Annotated in this window: 15 protein-coding genes; 7 read left to right on the top strand and 8 right to left on the bottom strand. The window is 69.5% G+C overall.

Going from position 1 to position 15396, the window contains the following annotated elements:
* Window position 1: 1 nt before the first annotated feature.
* Window positions 2-358, bottom strand: coding sequence for a hypothetical protein (locus ACFQS7_RS08195; protein WP_380066552.1), 357 nt, complete (start codon window positions 356-358; stop codon window positions 2-4).
* Window positions 359-478: 120 nt separating this feature from the next.
* On the opposite strand from ACFQS7_RS08195, the gene ACFQS7_RS08190 reads away from it, so the two are divergent.
* Window positions 479-1153 (top strand): CBS domain-containing protein, encoded by a 675-nt coding sequence (locus ACFQS7_RS08190; protein ID WP_380066551.1) that lies wholly within the window; start codon window positions 479-481, stop codon window positions 1151-1153.
* Window positions 1154-1639: 486 nt separating this feature from the next.
* Entirely contained in the window at window positions 1640-2221 is a 582-nt protein-coding gene (locus ACFQS7_RS08185; protein WP_380066550.1) for a hypothetical protein, read from the top strand.
* A gap of 38 nt (window positions 2222-2259) precedes the next feature.
* Here ACFQS7_RS08185 and ACFQS7_RS08180 read toward each other — a convergent pair whose 3' ends face one another.
* The 6 genes from ACFQS7_RS08180 to ACFQS7_RS08155 form a co-directional block, all read right to left on the bottom strand.
* Window positions 2260-3681 carry a TRAP transporter large permease gene (locus ACFQS7_RS08180; protein ID WP_380066549.1) on the bottom strand — a complete coding sequence of 474 codons (1422 nt, stop codon included), beginning with the start codon at window positions 3679-3681 and terminating at the stop codon, window positions 2260-2262.
* Window positions 3682-3684: 3 nt separating this feature from the next.
* On the bottom strand, window positions 3685-4218 hold the full coding sequence (locus ACFQS7_RS08175; RefSeq protein ID WP_380066548.1) for a TRAP transporter small permease: 534 nt from the start codon (window positions 4216-4218) through the stop codon (window positions 3685-3687).
* Between the two features lie 224 nt (window positions 4219-4442).
* Complete coding sequence (locus ACFQS7_RS08170) at window positions 4443-5429, bottom strand: TRAP transporter substrate-binding protein (RefSeq protein WP_380066547.1); 987 nt, start codon at window positions 5427-5429, stop codon at window positions 4443-4445.
* Between the two features lie 77 nt (window positions 5430-5506).
* Window positions 5507-5773, bottom strand: a complete 267-nt coding sequence (locus ACFQS7_RS08165; protein WP_380066546.1) for a hypothetical protein — start codon at window positions 5771-5773, stop codon at window positions 5507-5509.
* Between the two features lie 78 nt (window positions 5774-5851).
* A complete protein-coding gene (locus ACFQS7_RS08160) occupies window positions 5852-6286 on the bottom strand; it encodes a CBS domain-containing protein (protein WP_380066545.1) in 435 nt (144 codons plus the stop codon).
* A gap of 272 nt (window positions 6287-6558) precedes the next feature.
* A complete protein-coding gene (locus ACFQS7_RS08155) occupies window positions 6559-8343 on the bottom strand; it encodes a glucan ABC transporter ATP-binding protein/ permease (protein WP_380066544.1) in 1785 nt (594 codons plus the stop codon).
* Window positions 8344-8645: 302 nt separating this feature from the next.
* Between ACFQS7_RS08155 and ACFQS7_RS08150 the strand changes: the two genes are divergently transcribed.
* From ACFQS7_RS08150 to ACFQS7_RS08130, 5 genes are read left to right on the top strand one after another with little or no spacing between them, the layout of a single operon-like run.
* Window positions 8646-9533, top strand: coding sequence for a Bug family tripartite tricarboxylate transporter substrate binding protein (locus ACFQS7_RS08150; protein WP_380066543.1), 888 nt, complete (start codon window positions 8646-8648; stop codon window positions 9531-9533).
* A gap of 51 nt (window positions 9534-9584) precedes the next feature.
* Complete coding sequence (locus tag ACFQS7_RS08145; RefSeq protein WP_380066542.1) at window positions 9585-10574, top strand: tripartite tricarboxylate transporter substrate binding protein; 990 nt, start codon at window positions 9585-9587, stop codon at window positions 10572-10574.
* Window positions 10571-11560 carry a Bug family tripartite tricarboxylate transporter substrate binding protein gene (locus tag ACFQS7_RS08140; RefSeq protein WP_380066541.1) on the top strand — a complete coding sequence of 330 codons (990 nt, stop codon included), beginning with the start codon at window positions 10571-10573 and terminating at the stop codon, window positions 11558-11560. Before ACFQS7_RS08145 ends, ACFQS7_RS08140 begins: the two co-directional genes overlap by 4 nt.
* A gap of 5 nt (window positions 11561-11565) precedes the next feature.
* Entirely contained in the window at window positions 11566-12546 is a 981-nt protein-coding gene (locus tag ACFQS7_RS08135; RefSeq protein WP_380066540.1) for a Bug family tripartite tricarboxylate transporter substrate binding protein, read from the top strand.
* Window positions 12547-12592: 46 nt separating this feature from the next.
* Window positions 12593-13582, top strand: a complete 990-nt coding sequence (locus ACFQS7_RS08130) for a Bug family tripartite tricarboxylate transporter substrate binding protein (RefSeq protein WP_380066539.1) — start codon at window positions 12593-12595, stop codon at window positions 13580-13582.
* Here the strand turns inward: ACFQS7_RS08130 and ACFQS7_RS08125 are convergent.
* Window positions 13518-15389 carry an AsmA-like C-terminal region-containing protein gene (locus ACFQS7_RS08125; RefSeq protein WP_380066538.1) on the bottom strand — a complete coding sequence of 624 codons (1872 nt, stop codon included), beginning with the start codon at window positions 15387-15389 and terminating at the stop codon, window positions 13518-13520. The two genes, ACFQS7_RS08130 and ACFQS7_RS08125, sit on opposite strands and share 65 nt — an antisense overlap.
* Window positions 15390-15396: the final 7 nt, after the last annotated feature.

Raw genomic sequence — 15396 nt, 5'->3', positions numbered from 1 at the left:
TCTACCGGGGATTCGCCTGACGGGTCAGTCGCACTCCATCGGGACCACGCGAAGGCGATGGGGATCGCAGCGGCGCAGGTGACGGATTGCCCGTCGATGGCCAGGAGACCATTGCCGGGCTTGATCCCGGCGCCTTCTGCCGCGCATCCGGCAGGACCGCGATGGCCGCTGGCCTGGTTGCCGGCTCGACGCCGAGCGCCTGGGCGACGCGGCCCGGGAACGCTTCGTCGCCCATGCCATGAACGGCCGCCTGCATGAGGAGGGCCTGGAGGCAGGACTGGATCTGCCGGCGCTGCGGGTTGGCGCAATGCTCGGCGACGAGCGGAACGAGGCCGAGCAGGCAGCGGTCCGGGCTCACCGGGACCGGCCGGGTGCAATACAACCGACTTGAGGCGGCGCAAGGCAGCCTGCCGGCATCGGGAGCATTCTGCCAACCTGAATGGGCGGCGACCCCGCCATCGCGCGAAAGGAAAGTCCCATGAAGGTCCGCGACGTCATGACTCGCAAGGTCATCTCGGTCCCCGCCGATACCCCTGCGATGGCCATCGCCCGGTTGCTGGCCGATCGTGGCATCTCCGCGGTGCCCATCACCGACAGCTGGGGCATGCTGCTCGGCATCGTCTCGGAAGCCGACCTGATTCGCCGGCTAGCGAGCAGCGACAAGCCGGAGCCGGGCTTCCTCCGCGCGCTGTTCTACAACCGCGAGAAGGCCGCCGCGCGCTACGCTGCGGTGCATAGCTCGTCTGCCGCCGACATCATGGTCCGGAACGTCATCACGGTGACTGAGGAGGTGACGGTCGAGCACGCCGCGCACCTGATCGAGCAGCACAAGGTCCGCCGCCTGCCGGTCGTGCAGGACGGGGTGCTGGTGGGCATCCTGTCCCGCGCTGACCTGCTGCGGGCGCTCCTGGTGACGCCAACCGAAACCTCGGACGAGGCGATCCGCGCCGCGGTGGCTGCCGAGATCGCTCGACTGCCCTGGGCGGATGCGCCCTACGTGTTCTTCGACGTCGCCAACGCCGTGGTCACGCTGTACGGCTTCTGCCATTCCGCCGCAGTACGGAAGGGGATGGAGGCGATCGCCGCCGGCGTGCCGGGGGTGGTGCGGGTCGACGACCGGATCACCGATGCGACCCCGCAGAACCGGGCCTGACGCGCCTCGGTGGACGCTGCGACGCCCTCCCGCGCTACGAATCTCGGTGAGTTGCTTCTTGTCGATGTCGCCTTGCCGATCTGGTGCAGCCGCACCGTCGACAGCGACGGCACTCATCAGAAGTAGACGAGGGGCACGATCAGGGATTTGACGGTCGTGTTGTGAAAGCCGCCGACCGCCAGCACCGCCGTGTCACCCTCTCGTGTCGCCGCCGACGATACCTGCCGTTCCGTACTACGACGATAATGCTGAAAGGCAGTACTCGCGATCAAGCCGGCTTGTGGAGGGGATGGGCGGCTGGATGCCGCGCCACGGCCGGGTGCCGTTACCTCGACCCGCGCACCGTTCCGTTCATATCGCGGTCCACCGCACTGCCGCCGCTGGCCAGGGCGCAACCTGGCCGGGTCAGGCACGTTCCGGCTTCCGTGGGCGGGCGAAGGTGCCACCCTGGCGCGACCCGCCCTCCAACAGCATGAGGAGCGCGACATGATTCGCACACTGGCCGGGGCTGCGGCGCTGGCGTTGACGCTGGCGGGTTGCGGCACCAACAGCACGGACCGGACGACCGGCGGGGCCGCAGCAGGCGCGGCGACCGGGGCTGGCGTCGGCGCCCTTGGTGGGCCGGTCGGCGCCTTGGCCGGAGCGGCGATCGGCGGCGGGGCGGGCGCCATCGCCGGCGCCACGACCTCGCCCAGCGACATCAATCTCGGCAAGCCGGTCTGGAGTAACCCGGAGGTCCGCACGCCGCTCGACGAACGCGGCAAGCGGAGCGCCGGCCGGAGCCAGGCAGCACAGCGACGGGAGCCGCGGAACGAGAGCGATCGCGCCTATATGGGGGGCGGCATGGTGAGCGGCAGCAACGCGACGGGCACCGGCACCATGACCGCTCCGGCCGCCGGCGGCACCGGCAGCGCGGCCGCCACGGGCGCCAGCGGCGTCGGCAATGTCGGCTCCACTGCTGGCACGGGGGTCATGGGTTCGCCCTCCGCCAGCGGCGGTCCGGCCACCACCGGGTCGGGCAGCACGACGCCTTCGGGCTCCTCGATGCCCTCGGCGCCGATCCGCTGATTCGGCTGCGCTGATGGCCGGGCGTCGGCGCCCGGCCATCAGCGGGCCAGCAGCCACTCCGGCAGGCCGGTCACCAGGGTCACCGGGAAGACCGTGCAGAGCACGACGGTGACCACCAGCATCAGGAAGAAGGGCAGAGAGGCCATCGCCACCTCTGTCTGCTCTTTTCCGGTCATGGTCTGCATGACGAAAAGGTTGAAGCCGACAGGCGGGGTAATCTCGGCGATCTCCACCAGCAGTACGATGAAGATGCCGAACCACACCAGGTCGAAGCCGGCCTGCTGCACCAGCGGGATGACGATCGACGTCGTGAGCACGATCATCGAGACGCCGTCGAGCGCGGTGCCGAGGACCACGTAGACCACCGTCAGGATGGCGATCAGTCCATAGGGGCCGAGATCGAGTGCGGCGGCGCCCTGCGCCAGCGCCGCCGGGATGCCGGTTAAGGCCATCGCCTTGGTCAGGAAGGCCGCTCCCGCCAGGATGAACATGATCATGCAGGACAGCCGGGTCGCGCCCTTCAGGCTGTCGAGGAAGTTCTGCCAGTTCAGGATTCGCTCGCCGGCGGCGATGCCGAGCAGGGCGAAGAAGACGAAGGCCATCGCCTGGTACGCCACGATCAGGCCGGTGAGCCACAGCACGGCGCCCAGCGCCAGCACGCCGAAGCCGACCCGGCGGCCAAGCGCCATGAGCAGCGACCCCAGCACGCCGAAGGCCGCCGCCTCGGTCGCCGTGGCCCAGCCGGCGAACATGGTGCCGATGACCACGATGATGAGGATGGTGCAGGGGATGAGCTGCGCGCTCTGCTTCAGCTTGGCGGTGAAGGACATGCGGGCGTCGCGTGCCGGCTGCTTGTCCGGATTGAGCAGCGCCCAGACAACGATGTAGCCGCTGAACAGCAGCATAACGAGCAGGCCGGGGATGCAGCCGGCGATGAAGACGCGGATGATCGAGACTTCCGCCGCCACCGCATAGACCACCATGATGATGGAGGGTGGAATGAGGATGCCGAGTGTGCCCGAGGTGGCGAGCGAGCCGATCGCGACATTCTCGTCATAGCCGCGGCGCTTCAGCTCGGGCAGCGCGATCTTCGAGACGGTGGCGCAGGTCGCGGCCGACGACCCCGAGACACTGCCGAAGATGCCGCAGGCCAGGATGTTGACGTGCAGCAGGCCGCCCGGGATGCGCCGCACCCAGGGGGCAAGACCGTTGAACAGTTCCTCGGACAGCTTGGTGCGGAACAGGATCTCGCCCATCCAGACGAACATCGGCAGTGCCGCCAGGGTCCAGGATCCTGTCGATTCCCAGAAGGCCGAAGCGAGGAACAGACCGGGCTGCGGATGCACGAAGGTCATCGCCACCCAGCCGACCGCGGCGAGCGACATCGAGATCCACAACCCCGCACCCAGCAGCATGCAGAGCAGGACGAGAAGCAGCAGCGCGAAGGTGAGCAGATCCATAGCTCAGACCTCCGCCGAGAAGTCGCCGGCCGCAGCGCGTTCCTCGGCCGCCATCACGTAGCCCGGCTTGGAGCCGCGCAGCACGCTAACGAATTCATCGAGGATGGCGACCACCAGCAACCCGGCGCCGAGCGGCATGGCCAGCTTCGGTACCCATAGCGGGATGGCGACGGTCCCCTGCGCCACTTCCTCGATCTCCCAGGAAAAGAGCATATCGGAGAAGGTCCATCGGGTGACGTAGGCCATGACCGCGGCGGCGAGCCCCAGCACCAGCAATTCGGCGATACGGCGTGCCGCCGGCGATAGCCGCTCGATCCCCATGCCGACGCGGATCAGTTCGCCCCGCTTGAAGGTGGCAGCCAGGGCAAAGAATGTTGTGGCGACGCAGAGATAGGCGCTGATGTCGTCGGCCGCCGGCAGTTGCCGCGACAGCTCGCGCATCACCACCTGGGCCATCATGACGAGGAAGATGCCGAAAAGGGACAAGGCGGCCAGGCCGGCGCCGAGGGCATAAAGCGAATCGAGGAGGCGGCGCATCCGGTCAATCGCCCCGGTCGGTCGGTGGCATGCGGGAAATCCCCTTGGCGAGGTTGGCTCCCCGGACGATGCGCCGTGGGCTTCCGCCGACGCAAGGCCTCCACCCCGGCCTTCAGCCGGGATGCGGCAGCACCTGCCGCGGCTTTGGGCAGGTGTTGCCATACGTTAAGGCGACGCCCAGTGCGTCACGCCACGAGTGGCCAGCACCCATGACGATCACGGCTTCAGGCGGCTCGCAGCGCGTCCACCAGCTTGCGGCCGTCCTCGCCGGCCTTGGTGATCCACTCCTCGGCCATGGTGGCGCCGATCGCCTTGAGCTCGGCCGTCACCGCCGGCGGCACGGTGCCGATGGTGATGCCCTTCTCCGCCAGCCGCGCCTGGGTGGACTCCTGCGCCTCCTTGGCATAGCCCCAGCCACGGTCCTCGGCCCGCTTGGCAGCAGCGACGACCGCCGCCTGGATCTCCGCCGGCACGCTCTCCATCGCGCGGCGGGAAACCAGCACGGCATTCTTTGTCATGGAGAAATTCACCGGGGTGAAGATCTTGCAATAATCCCAGGCTGAGGTGTCGACGCCGGTCTGGGCGCTGGTCACCATGGCGGTTGCAATTCCGGTGGCGAAGGCCTGTGCCAGTTCCGCCTGCTGCACCAGCACCGGATTGGCCTGGATCAGCCCGGCGAAGCGGTTGGTCATCGGGCTGAAGGTGCGGAAGCGGCTCCCCTTGAATACATCGAGGCTGCCGACCGGCACCTGGGTGTAGAAGCCCGCCGCAGGCCAGCCGACGGTATACAGCAAAGACACGCCCTGCCGGGCGAAACGCGACTCGATATACTGGCGCTGCAACTCGGCCAGCTTCCGCGCGCCGGCCAGGTCGGACACCAGGAATGGCACCGCATCGGCGTCGAAGAAGGGATCCTCGTTCGAATAGGCGGTCAGTAGGATTTCGCCCAACTGCACCTGGCCGGTCTGCACGCCGCGCTTGATCTGCGGCATCGGCAGCAGGGAGGCATTGCTGTGCACGGTGAGCGAGAGACGTCCAGCGGTCGCCTGTTCCAGGTCGGCGGCGAATTCCTTGATATTCCGGGTGTGGAAATTTCCGTCCGGATAGGGCGTGGCCATCTGCCACTTGATCTGCGCGCCCTGGGCGCGGGCAGCGCCGACGGCAAGCATTAGCACGGGCGCCGCGAGCGCGGCGCGGCGGGTGATGGTCATGGCGGGGGCCCCCGGTCGCTATTCACCGTGCCAGATGCGCGGCCTGACGCAACCGGGCAAGCCCCGTGCCGCGGACCTTACAGGGGCCAGTCGCGTGCCGGGTCGACCCCGGCGCCAGTCAGGAACTTCTTCAGCGCGCCCACCTCGTCCTTGGACAGACTGTGGCGGGTGTCGTGGAACCCATGGCTATGGCCATTTAACTTCACCACGACCTGGCCATAGCCACCATGGCTGACCTCCGCACCAATTTCCTCCAGCGCCGAGAAGACATGCTTCGGGTCGATGTTCGCGCTCACCGGATGGGCAAACAGCGCATGCAAGGTCTTGCGATGATGGTGGCTCATGTGGATTCCCCCGGGAGCAGTTCCAGACAATCCCACCACGCCCGCAGGTTCGCGTCCTTGCGACAGGTCAATCGCCGCTCAGCCCGCCGCCGTCACATAGGCCTTGAGCTCCTCAGCCTCCTGCTCCGCTTCCTCGATCCGCGCCTTCACCAAGTCGCCGATCGAGATCATGCCGGCCAGCCTGCCGTCGACAATGACCGGCAAATGCCGGATGCGCTTCTGGGTCATCAAGGCAAGCGCCTGGATCACCAGAGTCTGTGGCGTCACCGTCACCAGGTCGCGGGTCATGAATTGTTCCGCCTTCAGCCCCGTGGTGCCTGGACCATGCGCCGCCATGCCTCGGACTATGTCGCGCTCCGAAATGATACCGAGCATCGCCCCTGCCGTATCCGTCACCAGCGCCGCGCCGATCCGGTGCTCGCCCAGCCTGCGGGCCACCGTGAGCACGGTGTCGTCGGGACGGACCGAGACGACCTCGGCGCCCTTCCCCTTGAGGATCGAGCCAATGATCATGCGCTGCCCTCCCTGGCGTCCAGGTGCGGCAGCGCGTCCTGCCGCCGCCGTACCTGGACCCTAACGGAGGCTGCGCCACATGGCTGCACGGTTGCAAGCAAATCACGCGCTGCGATCATGTGCGTCAAGGTTGAACGGCAGCGGGGAAAATAGACCAAAAAGGAAAGCGTGCTCGCTTAACCTGCTCGATTCTCCGAACTCCGTCACCCGTCGCACGACGGGTGACATTTTTGGAAAAAGGATGGGCGGGAATACTTCCTCCTCGGCCCTCCCTACTCCGCCGCTTTCACCGCAGCCGCCATCGGTGCCGCGCTGGTCAACTGAGTCTTCACCAGTTCGGCAAAACGGCCGCCCAGCTGCACGAGTGCGTCGAAGGTGCCACGCTCGACGATCTGCCCGCCGTCGAAGACCATGATCTCGTCGGCGTCGCGCACGGTGGACAGCCGGTGGGCAATGATGAAGGTGGTGCGGCCGGCCATCAACGCCTTCAGCGCCTTTTGCACCCGCGCCTCGGTCGCCGCATCCAGCGCGCTGGTCGCCTCGTCGAGGATCAGGATCGGCGGGTCCTTCAGCAGCGCCCGGGCGATCGCCAATCGCTGCCGCTGCCCGCCCGAAAGGCTCACCCCCCGTTCGCCCACCATGGTGTCGTAGCCGCGCGGCTGGCGGACAATGAACTCATGCGCCTCGGCCATGCGGCAGGCACGTTCGATCTCCTCCTGCTTCGCTTCCGGGCGGCCGACCAGCAGGTTGTCCCTGATGGTGCGGTTGAAGAGCATGCTCTCCTGGAACACGACGCCGATATTCAGCCGCAGGCTGTCGATGGTGATGTCACGCAGGTCGTGGCCGTCGATCGTCACCCGCCCGCCGACCGGGTCCCACATCCGCTGCAGCAACGCCATCGCGGTGGACTTGCCGGCGCCGGTCTGGCCGACCAGCGCGAGGGTTCGGCCCGGCGCGGCCCGAAAGGCGACGTCAGACAGGATGCGCGGACCGCCGGGATAGGCGAAGGAGACATCCTCGAAGGCAACCTCGCCCTCGACGCGGCCGAGCGGCACGGCGCCCGGCTTTTCCGGCACGCTGGTCTCGGCGTCCATCACCTCGAAGAACTGGGCGATGGCGGGGGCCTGGAACACGAGGCGTGAAACGAAGGCGACCGCGGCTTCCAGCTTGCCGATCAGCAGGTTGGCAAAGCCCATGAAGCTGACGATCTCGCCGACCGAGGCCTTGCCGTCCAGGTGCAGCAGGGTGCCGAGCATGAAGATCGAGATGGTGGTGATGGTGCTGGCGGCGCGCGTCATCACAGAGACCAGCGCCCACCAGTTCAGTACCGGGAATTGGTGGTCAAGCACTTGGCGGACGATATCGCCGAACATGCGGGCCTCGCTGTTCAGCCGGGTGAAGGACTGCACCACCACCACGTTGTACAGCGCATCCTGCGCATTGCCGGCAAGCTGCGACTGGAAGCGCTCGACCTGGCCCTGGGCGGTTTCCGTCTTCTGGATGATCAGCCCGGTCAGGACGGAGAACAGCACCACTAGGCCGACCAGCAGCAGGCCGAGCCGCCAGTTCATCGCCAGGGTCAGCGGCATCAGCACGATGGCGGCGATGAAGGTCGCCATGTGGTCGCGGAAGAAGCTGAGCCACATGCTGAACAGGTTGTCGGACCCCGACAGCATCACCTTCATCAGCCGGCCGGACTGCACGTCGCCATGGAAGGACAGCGGCAGTGACAGCACATGCTGGAAGAACCGGCCCATCGCCAGCAGCCGGTTGCGGTGCGCCATCCGGTCCGCAAGCAAGGAGACCGCGACATTGGCGCCGATGCCGGACAGCCCGACCGCGGCCCAAAGAGCCAGCAGGGCCAATGCCTCCGCCCAGACCGCGTCACGGGTCATGAAGACCGACCGGGTCAGCACATCGATCACCCGGCCGAACAGGACCGGTTCAAGGAAAACGAGGCCGGCCATGGCGACATTCGCCGCGGTCATCCCGACCGCAACCCATTTGTCCGGCTTCAGCAGCCCCAGGACCCGGCCATAGAGCCTGACAAGTTGCATAGAGCGGTGCCCCCGTAGCCCCCGGTTTATGCCCTGCGGACCAGGCTCCGCGCAGCGAGGGCTCGTCGCGCGTTGCGTACAGGCCGCAGGCGCCCCCGGGCAAGCCTTGCCATGCAGGAGTCGGTGCGGCAGGAACTGCAGGTGATCGGCCGACGGGGGCAGGAGTTCCCCGCGGTTGCAGGGAGACGGGCGCAATGCCGGGACAGCTGCCAGTGGCGCGGATGTGTAGCCGGCGCACGATGTTGGGCGGCTTGCTAGCCGCCGGGCTGGCCCCTCACGCCCACGCTCAGCCCGCCTGGCCGGTGCGACCGCTGCGCCTGATCGTCCCCTTCCCGCCCGGCGGCGCCACGGATCTGCTGGCCCGGGTGCTGGCGGAACGGCTCGGCGCCCGACTTGGCCAGGGCGTGGTGGTGGAGAACCGCGGCGGCGCCGCCGGCGTGATCGCCGCCGAGCTCGCCTCGCGCGCCGAGCCGGACGGCCATACGCTGTTCTTCGCCTCGATCGGCACCGCCTCGATCAACCCCAACCTGCATGCCAAGCTCAGCTACCGGCCGGAGGACCTGCTGCCGGTGGTGCTGTTCGCCGATGTTCCGAACGTGATCGTGGTGCGCGGCGACAATTCCTGGCGGACGCTGGCCGACATGCTGGCGGAAGCCCGGGCCCGGCCGGGGGCGCTGGCCTATTCCTCCTCAGGCAGCGGCAGCAGCCTGCATCTGTCGGGGGAGATGCTGAAGTCGGATGCGGGGGTCGACATCCTGCACGTCCCCTTCCGCGGCGGCGCCGACACCGCCAACCAGCTGATGGGCGGGCGGATCGATATCGGCTTCAACAACCTGCCCTCGGTCATCACCCTGCTGCGCGGCGGCCAGCTGCGGGCGCTGGCGGTGACCAGCCCGGACCGCTCCCCGGCCTTGCCCGGGGTGCCGACCGTGGCCGAAAGCGGCATCCCCGGCTATGCCGCCACCGCTTGGTTCGGCCTGCAGGTGCCGCGGGGCACGCCGGCCACGATCATCGAGCAACTGAACGCCGAGGTGAACGCCATCTGCGCCGAGCCGCAGGCGCGCGAGCGAGTGGAGCAGCTCGGCGCCCGGATGCGCGGCGGCAGCGTTGCCGAGTTTACCGCCTATACGGTGGCGGAGAGCGAGAAATGGGCGGCGGTGATCCGCCGCTCCGGCGCGAAGGTGGATTGAACCGCCTCGCCCACCTAGTTGCCTGAGAATCCCCGGGAGAAACACCAAGCCATGCTCACCCGCCGCGCCACGCTTGCCGCCACCGCCGGCCTGCTCGCCGCCCCCGCCACCGCACAGACCGCCGTCTGGCCGTCGCGCTCCATCCGCCTGATCGTCCCCTTCACGCCGGCCGGCACCACCGACATCGTCGCCCGCATCCTGGCCCAGCGGCTCAGCGAGAAGCTCGGCCAGACGGTGATCATCGAGAACCGCCCGGGCGCTGGCGGCAATGTCGGGTCCGACTACGTCGCGAAGGTCGACCCGGACGGCTACACCTTCCTGATGTGCACCATCTCCTCCGGCGCCATCAACTACAGCCTCTATGGCAGCCGGATGCCCTACAAGCCCGACGACTTCATCGATGTCGGGTTGATGACCCAGGTACCCAACCTGATCTTCGTCAATAATGCCCTGCCGGTGAAGACCCTGGCCGAGCTGGTGGCCTATGCGAAGAAGAATCCGGGCAAGCTGAACTTCGGCAGCTCGGGCATCGGCACCTCGCTGCACATGACCGGGGAGTTGCTGAAGGCCGTTGCCGGCATCGACATGCTGCACGTGCCCTTCCGCGGCGCCGGCCCAATGCTGCAGGAGGTGATCGCCGGCCGGATCGAGGTCGCGGTGGACAACTTGCCCTCCGTCATCGGCCATATTCGGGACGGCCGGCTGCGGCCGCTGGCCCTGACCGCCGCGGCCCGTAGCACGGCGCTGCCCGAGGTGCCGACCACGGCGGAAGCCGGCTTCCCTGGCGTCCAGGCCACGGCCTGGTTCGGCGTCCAGGCGCCGCTCAAGACGCCCCAGCCGATCATCGATCGGCTCGGCGCCGAGATCGACGCGGTGATGAAGGAGTCGGAGACCCGCGCCCGGGTCGCCGACCTCGGCGGACTGCCGCCGGGTCTGACACCGGATGGCGGCACCACGCCGGCCGCCTTCCACGCCTTCGTCCGCAGCGAGATCACCAAGTGGGCGAAGGTGGTGAAGCAGTCCGGGGCGACCGCGGAATGACCACCCCGCGCCGCTGGCTTCTCGCAGCCCCCTTGCTGGCGTTGCCGGCGGTGGCGCGGGCGCAGGAGGCTTGGCCGTCCCGCCCGATCCGCATCGTCATCCCCTTCACCCCGGCCGGCACCACCGACCTGACCGGGCGGCTGGCCGCCGAACGGCTCGGCGCCCGGCTCGGCCAGCCAGTGGTGGTGGAGAACCGGCCCGGCGCCGGCGGCAATGTCGGCGCCGATTTCGTCGCCAAGGCGGAACCAGACGGTTACACTCTGCTGCTGACCACCATCGGGACCGGCGCCATCAACTTCGCCGTCTATGGCGACCGGATGCCCTACCGGCCGGGCGACCTGGCCGCGGTCGGGCTGCTGACCCGTGTGCCGAACGTGCTGATGGTGCCGCCCGGCTCGGCAGCGCGCTCGGTGGCCGATCTGGTCGCGCTGGCGAAGGCGCGGCCGGGCGGGATCAACTACGGCACCGCCGGCATCGGCTCTTCCCCGCATGTCTGCATGGAGCTCTTCGGGCTGGAGACGAGGGCGCCGCTGATCCATGTGCCCTATCGCGGCAGCGCGCCGATGCTGACCGAACTGATGGCCGGGCGGGTCGATGCCGGGATGGACAACATCCCCTCCTCCCTCGCCTTCTGCCGCGACGGCCAGCTGCGGGCCCTGGCCACCACGGGGGCCACGCGCAGCGCCGTGCTGCCGGAGGTGCCGACGATGCGAGAGGCAGGCATAACGGGCTTCGAGGCAACCGCCTGGTTCGGCCTGCTCGCCCCGGCCGGGCTGCCGAAGCCGATTCTCGCCCGGCTGGGCCGGGAGGTGGACGCGGTCGCCCGCGATCCGGCCTTCCGCGCCCGGATGACGGAGCTCGGCGCCGACCTGCCCGGGCTGACGCCGGATGGCGGCAGCACGCCGGAGGCCTTCGAGGCCTTCCTCGCGGCCGAACGCGGCCGCTGGGCGGATGTCGTCCGCCGCAGCAGCGCCAAGGTGGAATGAGGCCGATGCACCGCCGCGTCCTGCTCGCCGCGCCCGCACTGCTGCCCGGCCTGGCGCGCGCGCAATCGCCCTGGCCCAGCCGGCCGATCCGGCTGGTCTGCGGCTTCCCGCCCGCCGGCACCACCGACATCGCCGCCCGGCTGATTGCCGAGCGGCTGGCATCGGGGCTCGGCCAGCCCGTGGCGGTGGAGAACCGCCCCGGCGCCACCGGCAACATCGCCGCCGAACAGGTCGCCCGGGCCGAGCCCGACGGCTACACGCTGCACGCGACGAATGTCGGCACCGGAAGCATCAACTACACGTTGTTCGGCTCGCGCATGCCGGTGAAGCCCGGGGACTTCACCGAGCTCGGCCTGCTGATGCGGGTGCCCAACGTGCTCTTCGTGCATCCCTCGGTCCCGGCACGGACGCTGGCCGAGTTCATCGCCCTGGCGAACGCCAAGCCGGGCATGTTGAATTACGGCTCCGCCGGCAGCGGCGGCAGCCCGCACCTGACCATGGAGCTGTTCAGGTTCCGCACCGGAATCGCGCTGTCCCACGTCCCCTTCCGCGGCGCCGGGCCGATGCTGGTGGAGGCGGTGGCCGGACGGCTGGAAGCGGGCTGTGACAACATCCCCTCCTGCATCGGCCATGTCCGCGACGGGCGGCTGCGGGCGCTGGCGGTCACCGGGGCGCAGCGGTCGCCGGCGCTGCCCGATGTGCCGACGGTGGCCGAGAGCGGCCTGCCAGGCTTCGAGGCGACATCCTGGTTCGGCGTCCAGGCGCCGGCCCGGCTGCCGCCGGCGATCGTCGCGCAGCTCGGCAGGGCGATCGATGTCGGGACGAAGGACCCGTCCTATCGCGCGCGGCTCGTGGAGCTTGGCGCCGATCCACCCAACCTGGCGCCGGATGGCGGCACTACGACCGAAGCCTTCGCCGCGTTCGTCCGGGCCGAGATCGCCAAATGGGCCGAGGTCGTACGCATTTCGGGTGCGACTGTTGACTGAGGACCGGCTTGCGGCGACGGCGGGCGGGGAGTAACCCGCCCGCCCCATGAGCATCACCCGCCGCACCCTGCTAGCCGCCGCGCCCGTCCTTCTCGCCACGCCGACCCCGTCGCGTGCCCAGGCCCCCTGGCCCAACCGGCCGATCCGGCTGATCGTTCCCTTTCAGGCCGGCGGCGCGACCGACGTCACTGCCCGCGTGATGGCCGAGCGCCTGGGCGAGTTGCTCGGCCAGCCCATGGTCGTGGACAACCGGGCAGGCGCCGGCGGCAATATCGGCGCCGACTTCGTTGCCAAGGCCGAGCCGGACGGCCACACGCTGCTGATGGGCACGATCGGCACCGCCAGCATCAACCAGTACCTCTATGCGCGGATGCCGTTCGATCCGCAGAAGGACCTGGCGCCGGTCGCCCTGGTGAACGAGGTGGCGAACGGCGTCATCGTCGATGCCCGCGTCCCGGCGCAGAGCCTGGCCGAGCTGATCGCGCTCGCCAAGGGTGACCCGGGCGGGCTGAACTACGGCACGCCGGGCAACGGCACCTCCGGGCACCTGTGCGGGGAGTTGCTGAAGTACAAGGCCGGCATCGACCTGCAGCACGTGCCCTATCGCGGCACCGGCGGCGTCATCCCGGAGATCCTGGCCGGCCGGCTGCAGCTCGCGGTGGACAACCTGCCGGCCTACCTGCCGCATCTGAAGTCGGGCGCGCTGCGGCTGCTGGCTGTCACCTCCAAGGACCGCTGGTTCACCGCGCCCGAGGTGCCGACGGTAGCCGAGGCCGGCGCCACCCTAGGCCTCAAGGGGTTCGAGGCAGTAGCCTGGTTCGGTCTCCAGGTCCCCGCCAGGACGCCGCAGCCGGTTGTCGAGAGCATCGCCCGTGCCACGCTTCAGGCCCTGTCAGAGGCCTCGGTCCAGGCCAAGCTGAAGGATATCGGCAGCGCCCCACGGCCGCTGGGGCCGGAGGCCTTCGCCGGTTTCATCGCGGCCGAGAACGCGAAGTGGTCGGAGGTGGTGAAGCTGTCCGGGGCGAAGCTGGAATAGCTGCCGCCTGGTAGCAGGGGTTGCGCCGGGCGAAGTCGCGCAGCCGGACCGGCAGCGGCGCGACCTCGTCGGCCGCCGCCAGCCGGGCCCGTCCATCCGCCGACCAGCGCGCCGGGCGGATGCTGGGCGAGGCGAAGCTGCCGGCCACCCGCACCGGGATGTCGAGCGCCCAGAAATCCGTGGTGCTGCGGACGCTGCCGGCGACCAGGTCGACCTGCCGGCGGTTCAGGTCGAAGCTGGCGGTCCCGGCGAGGGTGCCCTCGGCCGAGCGGATGCGCAGCGGCGCCACCTCCCCTACCCCGGCACGCATCTCCAGCATCCCCAGCAGGCAGGAGACCGGCGTAGTGCCCTGGGCGCTGCGGAACAGCAGGCGCAGATCGATCGAGGCCGTCTCGATCACCTCCCGCGCGATGCGGCCGCCCTGCATCGCGACGACCGCCGAGACCCTCGCACCGGCCGCCGCGGCGTTCAGCGTCAGGCCCTCCGCCGCCACCGCCACCCAGCCGTTCAGGCGGCCCGACAGCGGCAGGTCGCGCAGCCCGAAAGCGCGGCGCAGGGCGTCGAGATCGCCATCCTGCAGCTGCACCTCGGCCGTCACCGCGCCGCCCTCGCCGCGGCGCTCCACCTGGCCGGAGGCGACCACCCGGGCACCGCTGGTGGTCAGGGCGAAGCTCTCCACCGCGATGCGGCCCGGCATGAGCGAGCCCTCGAAGGCCACATCGCGCGCCCGCAGCTTGGAATAGACCAGTTCCTCGACCGTGATCCTGGCCGCCAGCAAGGGGTCGGGCGCGGCGCTGACGGTCAGCGGCAGGTCGGCTTCCGCCCTGCCCGCCTGCCTTCCGGCCGCGAGCCGCTTGTTGAGGTCGAGCCGGCCGAAACCGAGATCGATGGCGACCGCATCCGGCCTGCCGGTCTCCCCTTCGGTGAACTCGGCCAGGCGCACCGTCACCGCCTCCCCTGCCAGCTGCCCCTTGGCCGCCGAGAGCCGCCAGACATCGCCGTGGTGCTCGAGCCGGCCTTCGAGGTCGAGCGACGCATCCAGCTCGGCATCGGAGGCGCCGGCCAGCGCCAGGATCGCCTCCGGCCGCGGCACGCGCAGCACGGCATGGCCCTCGGCGCCATCGACATCCAGCGGGTCGGCCATAGTCCCGTCGAAGCGCAGCGTGGTCTCGCCCGAGGCCAGATGCAGCTTGGTGCCGAAGGGACGCTTCGCGTCGCGCAGCATGGCGATGGATTCGAGCCTCCCCTCAAGGGCGACGGGCACGTCGTTGTAGCTGCCGGCGGCGCGCAGCAGCAGCGGCGCCTGGTCGCTCTCGGTGTGGATCGTCGCGTCGCGCAGCTGCGTCCGCAGCACGTGCCCGCTGCTGGTGCGGAAAAGCAGTTCGCTGTCCCGGATCGCCGCATCCAGCAGGGTCGGGATAGCGGAACGATCCTCGGGTCCCTCGTGCTTCGGCCGCGGTGCGCCGAAGCGCCAGTTGCGGGTGCGGTCCGCGGTGCGTTCCAGCAGGACCGAGAGTTTCTCGAGCTCGACGCCGCGCAGCACCGGCGGGCCGCGCAGCAGGGAAACCAGCTCGACCTCGGCGCCGGCGCGGCCGAGTTCCACCATCTCCGGCCGTGTGCCGCCCTCGATGTTGCCGATGCGAAGGCCCTCCACCTCGATCCGCAGCCAGCGGCCGGGTGTCACATGCAGCGAGCCGATCGCCACCTTGCGGCCCAGCGCGGCCTCGGCCCGTCCCGCGGCGAAGCCGGCGAGGTCGAGCCGTCCGAGCAGCAGCAGCCCGGCCCCGGCGAGGACCACCAGCAGCACGACGAGA

The sequence above is a fragment of the Dankookia sp. GCM10030260 genome, from assembly GCF_042666655.1.
Taxonomy (GTDB): domain Bacteria; phylum Pseudomonadota; class Alphaproteobacteria; order Acetobacterales; family Acetobacteraceae; genus Paracraurococcus.
This window is presented reverse-complemented; position numbering and strand designations above follow the sequence as displayed.